The organism is Haloarcula sp. 1CSR25-25, assembly GCF_032027985.1.
Lineage (GTDB): Archaea > Halobacteriota > Halobacteria > Halobacteriales > Haloarculaceae > Haloarcula.
On record NZ_JAHYBW010000002.1, the window covers coordinates 359,318 to 374,247 of the forward strand.

Genomic DNA, 14,930 nt, shown 5'->3' on the forward strand with positions numbered 1-14,930 from the left:
GGCGTGGAGGCCGGTATGAGCACTGTCGAAATCGAATACTGCGTCCCGTGTGGGTTCCGCGAACGGGCAGTAGACGTTCAGGGGGCGATTTTAGCCGGACTCGAACGGGAACTCGACAGCGTCCGACTCGTCATGGGCGACCACGGTGTGTTCAGAATCAGCGTCGACGGCGAGACTGTTTACGACAAAGCCGAAGCCGATGCCGAGTTCGACGTGGACGCTATCGTCCGTGAGATCCGCACCCAGGTCGTGTAGTCGGGCGGCGTGATGTTTTCAGCGGAACCCATGGCGACGCTACCAGGGGTTTGTGATGTCATACCATACAACAAACTATTTATTGTTTTGCTGTGACAACTCTGACAAATGGCGACGAAAACTGAATTCTGTGACCACTGTGAAGATACCCAGCCAGTCGTCACGGACAAGCCGTGGCTTCCGGCTGTCTGTCTGAGATGCGGCCGCAACGTGTAAGCCCTGACCGCACGATAACGGAACTGCTTTCGGCCACCCGACCGGAGGCGGACGCATGGATGAGGTACTGGTCGCGTCGGATGTCGGGCGGCAGTACGGCGATACGGTCGCACTCGACGGCGTTTCGCTGACGGCCACCGCCGGAGAAGTGCTCGCGCTGGTCGGCCCCAACGGGGCCGGCAAGACCACGCTCGTACGGGCGTTGACCGGAACGACGGACGCGACCGGCGAGGTACGGCTGTTCGGCCAGTCGCCCAGAACGGTCGCTCGCGACCGAATCGGTCTGCTGCCACAGTCGTTTGTGCCCCACGAGCGACTGACAGCGCGGGAACTGCTCGAATACTACGCCGGCCTGTACGACGATACCCGCGACGTCGAGGCCGTCCTCGACGACGTCGGTCTGGCCGACACTGCCAGCACGACATACGAGAACCTCTCGGGCGGTCAGCAGCGACGGACCTGCGTCGCAACGGCGCTCATCAACGACCCGGACCTCCTCGTGTTGGACGAGCCGACCACCGGCATCGACCCGGCCGGGCGTCGTGACCTCTGGCGACTGCTGGAGGGGCTTGCCGACCGTGGCGTGACGATACTCGTCACGACACACTACATGGAGGAGGCACAGCGCCTCGCTGACCGCGTCGGCCTCCTTGCCGACGGGAGGCTCATCGCCCTCGATTCGCCGGACAAGCTCGTGACTGAGCACGGCGGCGACAGCCAGCTCATCGTGGACGGGACCTTCGACGAGGCCGCCGTTTCAGCCATCGACTACCCGGCGGAGACGGCACTGCGGAACGGCCGGCTGGTCGTCTACGGTATCCGCCCGGAGTCTATCGGCAGCATCACTGAGCAACTCGGTCAGGCGGGCATCGAGTACGACAGCCTCACCTGGAAACAGCCGGACCTGGAGGACGTGTACCTCGAACTCACCGGGACGGCTGTCGGCCAGCGCGGGTCACCGAACTGGACGGCGCCGCCGGCGGGTGGTGCTCGATGAGTCGGCTCGGACGCCTCACATCGGAGACCCGCGCCGCGTCACTGGCCTTCCTCCGGCGACGGACGGCCGTCTTCTTCACCTTTTTCTTCCCGGTCATCATCGTCGTCATCTTCGGCGTGCTGGTCCAGACCCAACCCGGTGGCGGCGGGCTGTTCACCGAGCCGCCGAGCTTCTATGCGCCGGGGTATCTGGCTGTCGTCGTCCTGTTTACGCCACTCTCCCGCGTCGGCAGCGAAGTGGCGCGCCATCGGGACGGCAACCGCTTCGAGAAGCTGGCGACGACACCGCTGACCCGCACCGAGTGGCTGCTCGCACAGACGCTCGTCAACGTCGTCATCATCGGTATCGCCGGCCTCCTGATTCTGGGACTGATGGTGTGGCTCACCGGCGCGAGCATCCGCCTGTCGGGGCTGTTGCTCCCCTTTGTCGGTCTCGGCGTCGCGCTGTTCTGTGCCGTGGGCGCGATGCTTGGCAGCCTCGCGGACTCACAGGACGGTGTCATCGCGGCGAGCAACGGCCTCGCGCTCCCGCTGCTCTTTCTCTCGGAGACGTTCGTCCCACAGACGCTCTTGCCCGCGTGGCTGCCGACCTGGCTCTCACCCCTGACGTACTTCTCGCGTGGCGTCCGGGCGGCGACGACGGGGGCCGGAGAAGCGCTCGGTCCACTCGCCGTTCTCACAGTCTGTGCCGTCGTCGGCTTCGCCGTCGGCGCGCGGCTCCTCCCGCGGACGGACTGAGCGGAATTCGCTTACAAACGTGCGACAGACGACAACAGGTCGGACAGCTCCGCTTCGGTCGCGTTCCCCGACCTGATTGCCTCTTCCGGGTCACGGCCACTCTCCTGTACTGTCTCGATGGCGCGGTCGGGACCGTAGTCGTAATGATACACCAGCCACGCGGCGAGCACCTGCCCGGTGCGGCCGATGCCGGCCAGGCAATGAACGACGACCCGTTCCTCAGCCTCGGAGGCGACAACCAGAAACGGCAGAATATCGTTGCGAAGTCGGTCCTCGGGGATGAGCTGGTGGTCGGGAACCGGGGCGTGTCTGACTGCTGACTCTCCGAAAGCCTCCCGGTAGCGCTGGACGTTGGCCCCGGTGTGGTCGAGCTGTTGCCCGGGAAGCAGACAGCAGACCCGCTCGATGTCGTGTGCCTGCATGTATGCGATCCAGTCATCGATAGCGTCCTGATGCGTGGCGGCCGTATGCCAGCCTGGGGCACAGGCCCCGTAGACGTACTCCTCGTCGGCGGCTGCAGGCGCGAAGCGGTGTGGATTCACGATGGGCATAGCACCCGTTGCCCTGCCTATCCTACGGACCCCCTTCACTTTACCCACCCAGTTCTCAGCTGTGATTCTCCGGACAGGACGTGAATCCGCGGGCCCCGACCAGTTTCAGTGGCCACGTTTATACTGTCAGTTCCCCCTACGTCGAGACATGGTGACGTTTCTTGCCGGCGGGACGGGAACGCCGAAGCTCCTTGCCGGTGCCGACGACGTGTTTTCGCCGGCGGCGACGGCTGTCGTCGCCAACACCGGCGACGATATCGAGCTAGGGGGACACCTGGTCTGTCCGGACCTCGATACCGTCCTGTTTCTGGACGGTGACGTTCTCGACCGGGAGACGTGGTGGGGTATCGCCGACGACACCGCCGAGACACACGCCGAGCTGACACGGCTCGCCGACGCCGCTGGGCTCGATGGCGGCCCGCGATACCTCCCCGAGGACGCACAGACAGCGGGCCGGGACATCGCTCGCTGGCGGCGTTTCTCCGGCGTCGCGGAGTTCATGCACATTGGCGACCGGGACCGCGCGGTCCACGTCACGCGGACCTCGCTGCTTGACGAGGGCGGGTCATTGACCGAGGTGACCCGCACGCTTGCCGACGCGTTCGGTCTGGACCGCACGCTGCTACCGATGAGCGACGACCCCGTCGCGTCCATCATCCACACGCCGAGCGGTCCCATGCACTTCCAGGAGTGGTGGGTCGGTCACAACGGGGAGCCGGCGGTCGAGGACGTGGCGTTTCGAGGCTCCGAGGCGGCCAGCGCGACGGACGCCGTCCTGACCGCACTCGACGACACCGTCGTCATCGGTCCGTCGAACCCGGTGACCTCGCTCGGGCCGATGCTTGCACTCGACGATATCGAACAGGCACTGCGCGAGACACCGGTCGTCGCCGTCTCGCCGTTTATCGAGGACACGGTGTTCTCGGGGCCGGCGGCGGACCTGATGGCCGGCGTGGGCCTAGAGCCCAGTACTGCCGGCGTCGCCGAGGCGTATCCCTTCGCCGACGCGTTCGTGCTGGACGACGACGATTCGACGCCGCTCGACGTGCCGGTCGTCCGAACCGACACGACCCTCGACGACGCGACCGACGCTGAACGGGTGAACCGCGCCGTCGAGACGGCCCTCTCGGAGGTGGCCTGATGTTCGAGCCGCGAGTCGCCCTCGCGAGTCTGAGCGGCGAGGCCGACGCGTCGTGGGCCCGCGCGGTCGAGTCCCACGTCGGGTGTGCGTTCCTCGGCGGTATCGCACTCGATGGCCGGACCCGCGAAGCCGCCCGGGCGATGGCGGACCGCGACCGCTCCGAGTTCCTGCCCGCCGACCCGGTCGCGTTCGTCGACGCCCAGCTCGGCGCGCTCGCGGACGCACCGCTGCGTCCCGCGTTCAACGTCCGGAGCGCGACGCTCGACCCCGTCGAGCAGGCCGCCGTCGTCTGTCAGCGCCACGGCGCAATAATCGAGATCAACGCCCACTGCCGGCAGGACGAGATGTGCGCCGCCGGCGCCGGCGAGTCGCTGCTCCGGGAGCCGGACCGGCTTGCGGAGTTCGTGGCGGCCGCAGCGGCGACAGGCGCGACGGTTTCGGTGAAGGGCCGCGCCGAGCTCGCCGACGTCTCACTCCCAGATGTCGCTCGGACCATCGAGGCGGCCGGCGGGGACGGCTTCCACGTCGACGCGATGGACTCGGAGTCGGTCGTCGCCGACGTGGCCGACGCCACCGACCTGTTCGTCGTCGCGAACAACGGCGTTCGAGGGGCGGAGACGGCACGCGAGTACCTCTCGTACGGCGCTGACGCCGTCAGCGTCGGTCGCGCGAGCGACAAGCCGGAGATACTCGAGGAGATCCGAGCGACGACCGCCGACTGGTTCGCCGAGGAGGTGTCACCGTGAGCGACCGGTCGGTCGGGCAGAACGCCCAGCTGGCACTGCTGCTGGAAGTCAGCGGCACGCCGAAGCCCGGCAACGTCGACCGCGAGCGGGAGTACGACGACCTCCGGTTCGAGCATTTCATGGCCGGTGCCGTGGGGGCACGTACGGGGCTCGACCGCGCAGCAGCCGGCGACCCTATCGGCCCCGCGTTCGAGACGGCCGTCGAAGGGATGGCCGGACAGTCCGGCGGGAACACCCAGTTCGGAGCACTGCTGGTGCTCACGCCGCTGGCGGCCGCGGCCGCGGACGGGCGACTGTCGCCGTCTGGCGTGGACGCCGTGGTCCGTGAGACGACCGTCGAGGACGCGGCGGCGTTCTATCGGGCCTTCGAACACGTCGACGTGGCCGTCGACGACCCGCCGGACGGGCTGGAACCGCTCGACGTTCGCCGCGGAAGCGACGCGGTTCCGGAACTTCGGGCGCGCGGGCTGACGCTGTTCGACGTGATGGAATCGAGCGCCGATGTCGACGGCGTGGCCGCGGAGTGGGTCTCCGGATTCGAGCGCGTGTTCGAGGCCAGCGAGACGCTCCGTGACGGGTCTGGCCCGGTCGCTGACCGCGCGTCCGATGTCTTCCTCGAACTGCTCGCGGCGGAACCGGACACCTTCGTCGTCACGCGGCAGGACCGCGAAACCGCCGCGGAGGTACAGGAGCGGGCACAGGCCGTTCTCGACGGTGAGGAGGATGCCACGGACCTGTCCGCGGAATTCGTCGAGCGAGACATCAACCCCGGAACGACCGCCGATATCGTTGCGGGCGCGCTGTTCGTCGCACTGGAACGGGGGCTCGACGTGTGACCGAGGGCCCCCCGGAGGACGGTGGCCCGGACTCCGGTAGCTCAGGGACACAGTGGCCCGTCGCTCTCGCCGGCGTCTCCGAGACTGTCGTCACCACGCTGGGACCGAACGAGCGCTGGAACGTCGCTGCCCTGGGTGTGCATGCGCCGGACGGCGACGGGCCGGCCACGGCGACGACGTGGGGCCGGACCCGAACCTGGCGGAACTTCCGGGAGCGTGGCGGCGGCTACGTCCAGTTCACGCGTGACCCGGTGGACTTCGCCGAGGCGGCGCTGTCGGTTCGTGAAGAGAGCGACCCCGTCCTCGACAGTGCGGACGCGTGGGTCGAAGTGGATGCGGTGCGGCGTGACTCCGGTACAGAGGGCGACACTCAGTGGGTCGAGTGGGCGCTGCACCCCGTCGACAGCGCCGTCGAGCGCCGCGTCGTGCCGACGACGAACCGCGGCCACGCCGCCGTCGTCGAGGCGACTGTCGCGGCCTCGCGGCTGGACGTGCCGAGCTACGACCGCGAGACGCTGCTGGACCGTCTCGCGTACTTCGAGTCCGTCGTCGACACGGCCGGCAGCGAGCGCGAGCGAGCGGCCTTCGAGCGCGTGCGCGACCTGGTCGACGCCGAGTGGTAGGGACGCCGCACGGAATGAGGGGCACACAGGCGACACATGACGGCCCGTGACAGGCTGTGTCGCACTACCGCGTACCCTGCCACGGTGACTCAGCGCACGGCTCCGAGTCGTTCCGTCCCTCCTGATAAGGGTTCGCGTGCGTGGTCCGTTCCGAACCCTTTTTGAGTGCGACCAAGCAAGTACCGCGCATGGCAATCAAACCCGCCTACGTCAAGAAGACCGGGACGCTCCTCATGGAGCGATACCCCGACGCCTTCGGTGCCGACTTCGAACACAATAAGGACGTCGTCGAGGAACTGACAAACATCGAGTCCAAGGGTGTCCGGAACCGCATCGCCGGCTACGTCACCCGGAAGATGAACAACCCGGTCGAAGCGTAACTCGATTCTTTCTCTCTCTGTCTCTCCCGGCACCTGAGCATCTGCTCTCACCGACGCCGGCCCGCTACTGCTCGGGCTGAGCGGGCTGACTGTCGCTCTGACGCTTCCGGTGGATGATGCCCTGCATGTTGGCGGTGCGGGCGGCGATGTCGCGGAACGACTCGCCGACCTCGCTGTCCTCGTCGAGAACGAGCGGCTCCCCGGTTGCGCCTCCCTCCCTGACCTCGGGGTCGAGCGGGATCTCGCCGAGGAACGGCATCTCCGTCTCGTCGGCGAACTCGCGGCCGCCGCCGCTGCCGAAGATGTCGTGCGTGCCGCCACAGTCGGGACAGACGAACGACGACATGTTCTCGACGATGCCAAGCACCGGGGTCTCGTGGCGACCGAACATCCGGAGCCCCTTCCGGGCGTCGTCGAGGGCGACCTCCTCGGGCGTCGTGACGATGACGGCTCCGGAGACGGGCACCTGCTGGAGCATCGTCAGCTGGGTGTCGCCGGTCCCCGGCGGCAGGTCGACGACCATGTAGTCGAGTTCGCCCCAGAGCACGTCGTCCCAGAGCTGCGTGAGAACGTTGTCGACCATCGGGCCGCGGAAGATGACCGGGTCGTCCTTGCCGACGAGGAAGTCCATGCTCATCAGCTTCATCCCGTGTTTCTCGACGGGAATGATCTCCTCGTCCTCTGTCGCGCGCGGCTGTTCGTCGGCGTCGAGCATCCGCGGGACGTTCGGCCCGTACACGTCGGCGTCGAACAGGCCGACACGAGCACCGAGCCGTGAGAGGCCGGCGGCGAGGTTGACCGCGACCGTGGACTTGCCGACGCCGCCCTTGCCCGAAGCGACCGCGATGACGTTCTTGACCTTCGGGAGCGGGTCCTCAGCCTCTGGGACGCCGCGGTCGACGCTCGCTGAGAGGTCTATCTCTCGGTCCACGTCAGCGAGCGCCTCGCGAACTTCGTTCGCGATGTTCGTCTCCGTCGGCGAGTACGGCGCACCGAGCGCCAGGTCGATGCTGACAGCCTCGTCGGTCACGTCGATGCTGTTTATCAGCCCGAGCGACACGATGTCGGCTCCCAGGTCCGGGTCCTCGACCGTTCGCAGGCGCTCGCGTACGTCGTCTGTATTCATGCACAGGAGTAGGTCCCGGAGGTGCGATAAGGATTGTGACACCGTCGACCACGGCAGCAACGAACTGAACAGAGCTGGAAGGGGTCCGGTTTTCCGCTACCCACGCGGGTGTACGGAATCAAAACCACTGTCCGTGGGTACGGAGGTCGAGTCGGACTCAGGGGCGTCGAAACACGTAGACACTCTCGTCGTCGAGTTCTGCCCGAAGCTCGCCGCTGTCGTGGTCGAACACGGGCCGTTCCGGCCTTCCGGCGAAGGAGTGCAGCGGCATCCCGGTGTCTATCGCGCCGTCGGGGGCCACCGCGACGTGGGTCCGGCCGCCGAGGTCGGCCCGGAGCGTCCCGTCGTCCGCCTCGGTAACGGCGTCTGACCCCGCGAACCGCTCCAGGTGGTCACGGACTGCCGTTCGGTCGGTCGGGTCGACGCTGCTGCCGCCGTCGGTGACGCGTCGGTGCATACGCCGACGTGGGCTTCCAGCGACGAATGTGTTGTGCTGGCATCCGACACGTGTGGTAGTGTTTGGTATTGCATGTCTCAGTAGGTATGACTCGGAGTCACGCGGCGGGCCCCCTTCGTTGCGTTTAAATACAACCCCGGAATAGAGTCGGATAGACTCGTGTAGGGGGACCGGCCCCCGAGTCCGCGTGCTGCGGGCGCGAGTGTCATAGAACGTGTGTCGTGGTAGCCAAGCCTGGCCCAAGGCGCAGGGTTGCTAACTCTGTGGCGTACAGCCTCCGGGGTTCGAATCCCCGCCACGACGCTCACCCACCAGTACCTACATATGAGTGCAGAAGACCCCAACGCGGGCGAGGACGCGGATGCCGACGAGGAGGAGGACATCCGCTATTTCGTCCGTATCGGACAGACAGACCTCGACGGGACGAAATCCGTCGAGCGAGCACTGACAGAACTGAACGGTATCGGCCACCGGGCCGCCCGAATCATCGCCCAGAAGGCGGACGTCGACCGGCGTGCGGTCTTCGGCAAGCTCGACGACGACGTCATCGAGCGCGTCGTCGATCACGTCGAGAACTTCGCCGACGAGGTGCCCGAGTGGATGGCCAACCACCAGAAGGACTACTTCACCGGTGAGACCACCCACCAGACCGGCAACGACCTCCAGCTCACCCGCCGGCAGGACATCAACCGCATGAAGATGATCGACTCCTACCGCGGTGTCCGCCACAAGCGCGGCCAGAAGGTCCGTGGACAGCGCACCAAGTCCACCGGCCGGACGGAGGGGACCATCGGCGTCAACGTCGAGGCGATCAAGGAAGAGCAGGCCGAGGAAGCCGCCGCCGCGGAGGATGACGAATAATGGCGCTCGGTTCGAACACGAAGTTCTACGAGACGCCGAACCACCCCTTCCAGGGCGAGCGTATCGCCGACGAGGCCAACCTCCTCGGCCGCTACGGCCTGAAGAACAAGGAAGAGCTCTGGCGCGCACAGTCCGAGCTTCGTGGCTACCGCCGCGAGGCCCGGAAGCTGCTGGGCAGCGCCGGCGAGCACGAGACCGAGTCCGCGGAGTTCCTCGCCCGGCTCAAGCGCTACGGCATCCTCAACGAGCAGGACCAGCTCGACGACGTGCTGTCGCTCGACGTGACCGACGTGCTGGAACGTCGCCTGCAGACGGTCGTCTACCGCAAGGGCTACGCGAACACGCCCGAGCAGGCCCGCCAGTTCATCGTCCACGGACACATCGTGCTGGACGACGCTCGCGTCACCCGACCCGGCATGACGGTGGAGACCACCGTCGAGGACTCGGTCGGCTTCGACGAGCACAGCTCGCTGTCGGACGAACTCCACCCTGAGCGCGCGGAGGCCCAAGAATGAGCGAAGAAACCGAAGACATCTGGGGTATCGCCCACGTGCACGCATCGTTCAACAACACGATCATCACCATCACCGACCAGACCGGCGCGGAGACGCTCGCGAAGAGCTCCGGCGGGACGGTCGTCAAGCAGAACCGCGACGAAGCGTCGCCGTACGCGGCGATGCAGATGGCCGAGGTCGTTGCGGAGAAAGCTCTCGACCGCGGCGTCGAGGGCGTCGACGTACGGGTCCGTGGCCCCGGCGGCAACCTCCAGACCTCGCCCGGTCCGGGTGCGCAGGCGACGATTCGCGCACTGGCCCGAGCGGGGCTGGAAATCGGTCGCATCGAGGACGTCACGCCGACCCCGCACGACGGCACTCGTGCACCCAAGAACTCCGGATTCTAACCAATGACACAGGACTACGAGGTTGAGTTCGTCGAACGCGGCGAGCGCGAGGCCCGCATCCTCGTGCGCGGTATCACGCCGGCCTTCGCCAACGGTATCCGGCGAGCGATGGTCGCGGACGTGCCGACGTTCAGTATCGACACCGTCCGCGTCATCGAGAACACCAGCGTGATGTTCAACGAGCAGATCGGTCTCCGACTGGGACTGGTCCCGCTGACGACCGACCTCGACGACTTCGAGATCGGCGACGAGGTGACGCTGTCGCTGTCCGTCGATGGGCCGAGCACGGCCTACTCCAGCGACCTCGTCTCCTCGGACCCGATGGTCGAGGCGGCCGACGACAACATCCCGATCATCGACCTCAAGGAGGGCCAACGCCTCGAAGTCGAGGCCGACGCCGTCCTCGATACCGGTCGGGAACACGCCAAACACCAGGGCGGCGTGGCCGTCGGCTACCGACACCTCCAGCGGGTGGAGGTCGTCGGCGACCTCGGCGAGTTCGAGGACGACGACCCGAACATCCTGCGTGGCGTCATCGAAGAGCAGGCGGCCGAACATGCCGCCGGCGACGCCACCGACGGCGAACTCGTCGCGACAGACGAGTTCGACAACGACCTCCGGAACCGGTACCCCGGCAAGGACGTCGAGGTCTCGGACGTGCCGAACGCGTTCGTGTTCCACGTCGAGACGGACGGGTCGTTCACCACCGAGGAACTGGTCCTGCGCGCGGTCGAGACGCTGCGTGACCGCGCGACCGAACTGAAAGACGCAGTCCAGCTGTAACGACACAATGCCCCGACACACCCCACCACTACCGATGACCGCCCGCTCCCCGAGCGCGAGGACCGAAAGGGGTTTTACGGGGCACGCAAAACGAACAATCGCGCGCAGGGATAGCCAAGTCTGGCCAACGGCGCAGCGTTCAGGGCGCTGTCCCGTAGGGGTCCGCAGGTTCAAATCCTGCTCCCTGCACTTTTCCCACAACGGAGGAATCATATGAGTAAGACGAACCCGAGACTCAGTAGTCTCATCGCCGACCTGAAGTCAGCCGCCCGCAGTTCGGGCGGTGCTGTCTGGGGCGACATCGCCGAGCGCTTAGAGAAGCCACGGCGCACACACGCGGAAGTCAACCTCGGCCGTATCGAACGATACGCCCAGGAAGACGAAACCGTCGTTGTGCCCGGCAAGGTGCTTGGCTCCGGTGTCCTGCAGAAGGACGTCACCGTCGCCGCCGTCGACTTCTCCGGAACCGCCGAGACGAAGATCGACCAGGTTGGAGAGGCTGTATCACTCGAACAGGCAATCGAAAACAACCCAGAAGGCTCCCACGTCCGGGTGATCCGATGAGCGTCGCAGAGTTCGACGCGGATGTCATCGTCGACGCCCGCGACTGTATCATGGGCCGCGTCGCATCACAGGTCGCCGAACAGGCACTCGACGGCGAGACGATCGCCGTCGTCAACGCCGAACGCGCCGTGATCACCGGCCGAGAGGAGCAGATCACGGAGAAGTACAAGAAACGTGTCGACATCGGTAACGACAACGGGTACTTCTACCCCAAGCGACCGGACGGCATCTTCAAACGCACCATCCGCGGCATGCTGCCCCACAAGAAGCAGCGTGGCCGCGAGGCGTTCGAGAACGTCCGTGTCTACCTCGGCAACCCGTACGACGAGGACGGCGAAGTCCTGGACGGGACGTCGCTTGACCGACTGTCGAACATCAAGTTCGTCACGCTGGGCGAGATCAGCGAAACGCTTGGAGCGAACAAGACATGGTAACGAACACGTCTGGCAAGAAGAAGACCGCCGTCGCCCGCGCAACCGTTCGCGAGGGCGAGGGCCGCGTGCGTATCGACTCGCAGCCGGTCGAACTCGTCGACCCGGAGCTGGCGCAGCTCAAGATGCTGGAACCGTTCCGCATCGCCGAGGACGACCTCCGCGGCGAGGTCGACGTGGAAGTGTCCGTCGAAGGTGGCGGCGTCATGGGGCAGGCAGACGCCGCCCGGACCGCCATCGCTCGCGGGCTCGTCGATCACACCAACGACGCCGAACTCCGCGACGCGTTCATGGAGTTCGACCGCTCGCTGCTGGTCAACGACGTTCGCCAGTCCGAACCCAAGAAGTGGGGCGGCCCCGGTGCGCGGGCCCGCTACCAGAAATCGTACCGCTAAGGTGATTCAAGCATGATGGTACCGGTTCGGTGTTTCACGTGCGGTAACGTCGTCGGCGAGCACTGGGAGGAGTTCAAGGCACGCACCCGCGAGGCCGAGGAGCCCGAGAACCCGGAGAAGGTTCTCGACGAACTCGGCGTCGAGCGGCACTGCTGTCGCCGGATGCTCGTCTCGCACAAAGACCTCGTCGACATCGTCTCACCCTACCAATGAACGCACAGGAAAGCCGCTACGAGAAGGCCCGCAAACTCGGCGCACGAGCGCTGCAGTTGGCCCACGGCGCTCCCGTGCTCATCGAGACGGAACACACCCAGCCGATACTCATCGCCGCCGAGGAGTACGACGCTGGCGTCCTACCGTTTACGGTCAACAGGAGTGATTAACGATGACGCTCATCACTGACATCCGACTCCGCCGCGTCCTCGACTCCCGCGGGAACGCGACCGTCGAGGCCGACGTTCTCACCGAGAGTGGGGGCTTCGGTCGTGGCAAGGCACCGAGCGGCGCAAGCACGGGTGAGTACGAGGCCATCGAACTCCCCGCCAACGAAGCTATCGCCAACGCTCGTGAGGACGCACTCCCGCGACTCATCGGCGAGGTCCACGCCGGGAACCAGCGTGACGTCGACGCGGCGCTGCACGCCGCCGACGGCACAGACGACTTCTCGGGCATCGGGGCCAACAGCGCGGTCGCCATCTCGATGGCGGCCGCAAAGGCCGGTGCTGACGTGCTGGGCGCACCGCTGTACCAGCACCTCGGCGGCACGTTCCGGGGCAACGAGTACCCGACGCCGCTGGGCAACATCATCGGCGGCGGCGAACACGCCGCGGACGCGACCAACATCCAGGAGTTCCTCGCGGCACCCGTCGGCGCACCGAGCGTCGAAGAGGCCGTCTTCGCCAACGCCGCGGTCCACCAGGAGGTCCACGACATCCTGGCCGACCGCGACCTGCCAGCGGGCAAGGGCGACGAAGGGGCCTGGGCACCCTCGGTTTCGGACGACGAAGCGTTCGAAATCATGGACGAGGCCGTCGAGACAGTGGCCGACGACTTCGGCTTCGCTATCTCCTTTGGCCTCGACGTCGCCGGCGCGGAACTGTACGACGCCGAAGAGGACGGCTACGTCTACGACGACGGCGTCAAGTCCACCGAAGAGCAGATAGAGTACATCGCCGGGAAGGTCGAAGAGTACGACCTCGTCTACGTCGAGGACCCGCTCGACGAGAACGACTACGAGGCCTTCGCCGACCTGACCGAACAGGTCGGTGACCAGACGCTCGTCTGTGGCGACGACCTGTTCGTCACGAACGTCGAGCGCCTGCAGGCCGGTATCAACGCCGACGCCGGGAACTCCATCCTGATCAAGCCGAACCAGATCGGGACGCTCACCGACGCTGTCGACGCCATCGAACTGGCGACGGCAAGCGGCTACGAGTCCGTCGTCTCCCACCGCAGCGGCGAGACGGAAGACACGACAATCGCACACCTCGCTGTCGCCACTGACGCACCGTTCATCAAGACCGGCGCGGTCGGCGGCGAGCGCACAGCAAAGCTGAATGAACTAATCCGTATCGAGGACAACGCAGTATGAGCGGCAACGAAAAAGAAGGTCTCGACGCGTCCGACTCCGACTTCGACCCGTCCGACGAGGACGACGAAGCGGTCGACGCGGAGACCGAAACGGAAGCCGAACAGCCCGCCGACGACGCCGCGGAGGCGACGGAGGCCGAACCAACCGACGACGACACGGAGGCCGACGCCGACGAGGCTGCCGGCCCGCAGCTGGACGAGGACGTCATGCCCGACGAGCAGTCGGAGGCCGACCTCCTCATCCCCGTCGAGGACTACCTCGGCGCCGGTGTCCACATCGGGACCCAGCAGAAGACCCAGGACATGGAGCGGTTCATCCACCGCGTCCGGACCGACGGGCTGTACGTGCTGGACGTCTCGATGACCGACGAGCGCATCCGCACCGCCGCGGACTTCCTGGCCAACTACGAGCCGGAGCAGATCCTGGCCGCATCGTCGCGCCAGTACGGCCGGTTCCCGGCCGAGAAGTTCGCCGAAGCGATCGGCGCACGCGTCCGCACCGGCCGGTTCATCCCCGGCACGCTGACCAACCCCGACTACGACGGCTACATCGAGCCTGACATCGTGGTCGTCACCGACCCGATCGGTGACGCCCAGGCTGTCAAGGAGGCCATCACGGTCGGTATCCCGGTCATCGCGATGTGTGACTCCAACAACACCACGTCGAACGTCGACCTGGTCGTCCCGACGAACAACAAGGGGCGCAAGGCGCTGTCGGTCGTCTACTGGCTGCTGGCCAACGAGACGCTCGACCGCCGCGGTGCCGAACCGACGTACGGACTCGACGACTTCGAGTCCGACATCTGACGCCGCTGTTGCTTCGTTTCGTTTTCCGGCCCGGTGACAGTGAGTGGCAACACCAACCCACACAGACCAGCACAAGACCTACTACGGGGCCCGGAGTAGGGCCGGCAAATGGGAGAGGGAGACACGCTCGTCAACGCTATCATCGGTGCCGTCGCGACTGCGCTGCTGAGCGGGTTCGTCCCGCTCGCGCCGTTACTCGGCGGCGGTATAGCCGGCTATCTCGAAGGGGGCAAGCGAGACGACGGGGTCCGCGTCGGACTGCTGTCCGGTGTCATCGGGCTGGCTATCTCGCTTGTCTTCTTCGTGGTCGTGTTCGTCTTCCTGGCCGCGTTCCTGGCGTTCGTTCCCGAGGCACTCGGCGTGTTCGGCGCGATGGGGCTACTCGTCCTCGTCCTGGGAACGGTCATGACGGCCGCGTACTTCCTCGGTCTGAGCGCGCTCGGCGGCTGGCTGGGCAACTACGTCAAATACGACACGACTATCGGCGACTGACCGGCCGGCCGCGCTGTCGGTAACTACATCACGGAGCTCCA

General features: G+C 66.3%; 23 protein-coding genes and 2 tRNA genes. 22 read left to right on the forward strand and 3 right to left on the reverse strand.

Annotated features, from left to right (window positions below; all coding sequences use genetic code 11):
- Positions 1-15: 15 nt before the first annotated feature.
- From KZ498_RS06910 to KZ498_RS06920, 3 genes are all read left to right on the forward strand, one after another.
- Positions 16-255 (forward strand): Rdx family protein, encoded by a 240-nt coding sequence (locus KZ498_RS06910; RefSeq protein WP_312617927.1) that lies wholly within the window; start codon positions 16-18, stop codon positions 253-255.
- Between the two features lie 271 nt (positions 256-526).
- On the forward strand, positions 527-1,468 hold the full coding sequence (locus KZ498_RS06915) for an ABC transporter ATP-binding protein (protein WP_312617929.1): 942 nt from the start codon (positions 527-529) through the stop codon (positions 1,466-1,468).
- Entirely contained in the window at positions 1,465-2,205 is a 741-nt protein-coding gene (locus KZ498_RS06920; RefSeq protein WP_312617931.1) for an ABC transporter permease, read from the forward strand. The genes KZ498_RS06915 and KZ498_RS06920 overlap by 4 nt, the downstream gene beginning before the upstream one ends.
- 11 nt (positions 2,206-2,216) lie before the next feature.
- On the opposite strand, the gene KZ498_RS06925 is transcribed toward KZ498_RS06920, so the two are convergent.
- Entirely contained in the window at positions 2,217-2,756 is a 540-nt protein-coding gene (locus tag KZ498_RS06925) for a dual specificity protein phosphatase family protein (protein ID WP_312617932.1), read from the reverse strand.
- 148 nt (positions 2,757-2,904) lie between these two features.
- Between KZ498_RS06925 and cofD the strand changes: the two genes are divergently transcribed.
- From cofD to KZ498_RS06950, 5 genes are all read left to right on the forward strand, one after another.
- Positions 2,905-3,897, forward strand: coding sequence for a 2-phospho-L-lactate transferase (gene cofD / locus KZ498_RS06930; RefSeq protein WP_312617933.1), 993 nt, complete (start codon positions 2,905-2,907; stop codon positions 3,895-3,897).
- Positions 3,897-4,643: a tRNA-dihydrouridine synthase gene (locus KZ498_RS06935; RefSeq protein WP_312617934.1), complete on the forward strand. Its 747-nt coding sequence runs from the start codon at positions 3,897-3,899 to the stop codon at positions 4,641-4,643. The genes cofD and KZ498_RS06935 overlap by 1 nt, the downstream gene beginning before the upstream one ends.
- Complete coding sequence (locus KZ498_RS06940; protein ID WP_312618513.1) at positions 4,616-5,479, forward strand: triphosphoribosyl-dephospho-CoA synthase; 864 nt, start codon at positions 4,616-4,618, stop codon at positions 5,477-5,479. Before KZ498_RS06935 ends, KZ498_RS06940 begins: the two co-directional genes overlap by 28 nt.
- The gene (locus tag KZ498_RS06945; RefSeq protein ID WP_312617936.1) at positions 5,476-6,102 is read left to right on the forward strand and encodes a DUF447 domain-containing protein; all 627 of its coding nucleotides are present in this window, start codon (positions 5,476-5,478) and stop codon (positions 6,100-6,102) included. The genes KZ498_RS06940 and KZ498_RS06945 overlap by 4 nt, the downstream gene beginning before the upstream one ends.
- Before the next feature lie 188 nt (positions 6,103-6,290).
- Positions 6,291-6,482, forward strand: coding sequence for a 30S ribosomal protein S17e (locus KZ498_RS06950; protein ID WP_004516807.1), 192 nt, complete (start codon positions 6,291-6,293; stop codon positions 6,480-6,482).
- Between the two features lie 64 nt (positions 6,483-6,546).
- Here KZ498_RS06950 and KZ498_RS06955 read toward each other — a convergent pair whose 3' ends face one another.
- Together KZ498_RS06955 and KZ498_RS06960 are read right to left on the reverse strand one after the other, a co-directional pair.
- On the reverse strand, positions 6,547-7,608 hold the full coding sequence (locus tag KZ498_RS06955) for an Mrp/NBP35 family ATP-binding protein (protein WP_312617948.1): 1,062 nt from the start codon (positions 7,606-7,608) through the stop codon (positions 6,547-6,549).
- Positions 7,609-7,765: 157 nt separating this feature from the next.
- Positions 7,766-8,065 (reverse strand): hypothetical protein, encoded by a 300-nt coding sequence (locus tag KZ498_RS06960; protein WP_312617950.1) that lies wholly within the window; start codon positions 8,063-8,065, stop codon positions 7,766-7,768.
- 218 nt (positions 8,066-8,283) lie between these two features.
- On the opposite strand from KZ498_RS06960, the gene KZ498_RS06965 reads away from it, so the two are divergent.
- The 14 genes from KZ498_RS06965 (at position 8,284) to KZ498_RS07030 (ending at position 14,889) form a co-directional block, all read left to right on the forward strand.
- Positions 8,284-8,368: transfer RNA gene (locus tag KZ498_RS06965), tRNA-Ser, on the forward strand.
- Between the two features lie 21 nt (positions 8,369-8,389).
- Complete coding sequence (locus KZ498_RS06970) at positions 8,390-8,926, forward strand: 30S ribosomal protein S13 (RefSeq protein WP_312617951.1); 537 nt, start codon at positions 8,390-8,392, stop codon at positions 8,924-8,926.
- Positions 8,926-9,441, forward strand: coding sequence for a 30S ribosomal protein S4 (locus KZ498_RS06975; protein ID WP_312617953.1), 516 nt, complete (start codon positions 8,926-8,928; stop codon positions 9,439-9,441). Before KZ498_RS06970 ends, KZ498_RS06975 begins: the two co-directional genes overlap by 1 nt.
- Positions 9,438-9,827 carry a 30S ribosomal protein S11 gene (locus KZ498_RS06980; RefSeq protein ID WP_004516802.1) on the forward strand — a complete coding sequence of 130 codons (390 nt, stop codon included), beginning with the start codon at positions 9,438-9,440 and terminating at the stop codon, positions 9,825-9,827. The genes KZ498_RS06975 and KZ498_RS06980 overlap by 4 nt, the downstream gene beginning before the upstream one ends.
- Before the next feature lie 3 nt (positions 9,828-9,830).
- Positions 9,831-10,610 carry a DNA-directed RNA polymerase subunit D gene (locus KZ498_RS06985; RefSeq protein ID WP_312617955.1) on the forward strand — a complete coding sequence of 260 codons (780 nt, stop codon included), beginning with the start codon at positions 9,831-9,833 and terminating at the stop codon, positions 10,608-10,610.
- Between the two features lie 104 nt (positions 10,611-10,714).
- Positions 10,715-10,799: transfer RNA gene (locus KZ498_RS06990), tRNA-Leu, on the forward strand.
- A gap of 24 nt (positions 10,800-10,823) precedes the next feature.
- Entirely contained in the window at positions 10,824-11,174 is a 351-nt protein-coding gene (locus KZ498_RS06995; RefSeq protein WP_312617956.1) for a 50S ribosomal protein L18e, read from the forward strand.
- Positions 11,171-11,608, forward strand: a complete 438-nt coding sequence (locus KZ498_RS07000; protein ID WP_312617957.1) for a 50S ribosomal protein L13 — start codon at positions 11,171-11,173, stop codon at positions 11,606-11,608. The genes KZ498_RS06995 and KZ498_RS07000 overlap by 4 nt, the downstream gene beginning before the upstream one ends.
- Complete coding sequence (locus tag KZ498_RS07005) at positions 11,602-12,000, forward strand: 30S ribosomal protein S9 (RefSeq protein ID WP_004516798.1); 399 nt, start codon at positions 11,602-11,604, stop codon at positions 11,998-12,000. Before KZ498_RS07000 ends, KZ498_RS07005 begins: the two co-directional genes overlap by 7 nt.
- 12 nt (positions 12,001-12,012) lie before the next feature.
- Entirely contained in the window at positions 12,013-12,213 is a 201-nt protein-coding gene (locus KZ498_RS07010; protein ID WP_023843157.1) for a DNA-directed RNA polymerase subunit N, read from the forward strand.
- Positions 12,210-12,383 (forward strand): DNA-directed RNA polymerase subunit K, encoded by a 174-nt coding sequence (locus KZ498_RS07015; RefSeq protein ID WP_004516796.1) that lies wholly within the window; start codon positions 12,210-12,212, stop codon positions 12,381-12,383. The genes KZ498_RS07010 and KZ498_RS07015 overlap by 4 nt, the downstream gene beginning before the upstream one ends.
- A gap of 2 nt (positions 12,384-12,385) precedes the next feature.
- A complete protein-coding gene (eno, locus tag KZ498_RS07020; protein WP_312617961.1) occupies positions 12,386-13,591 on the forward strand; it encodes a phosphopyruvate hydratase in 1,206 nt (401 codons plus the stop codon).
- Complete coding sequence (rpsB, locus tag KZ498_RS07025) at positions 13,588-14,397, forward strand: 30S ribosomal protein S2 (protein WP_312617963.1); 810 nt, start codon at positions 13,588-13,590, stop codon at positions 14,395-14,397. Before eno ends, rpsB begins: the two co-directional genes overlap by 4 nt.
- Positions 14,398-14,505: 108 nt before the next feature.
- The gene (locus KZ498_RS07030) at positions 14,506-14,889 is read left to right on the forward strand and encodes a DUF5518 domain-containing protein (protein WP_312617964.1); all 384 of its coding nucleotides are present in this window, start codon (positions 14,506-14,508) and stop codon (positions 14,887-14,889) included.
- The last annotated feature ends 41 nt before the right edge of the window (positions 14,890-14,930 follow it).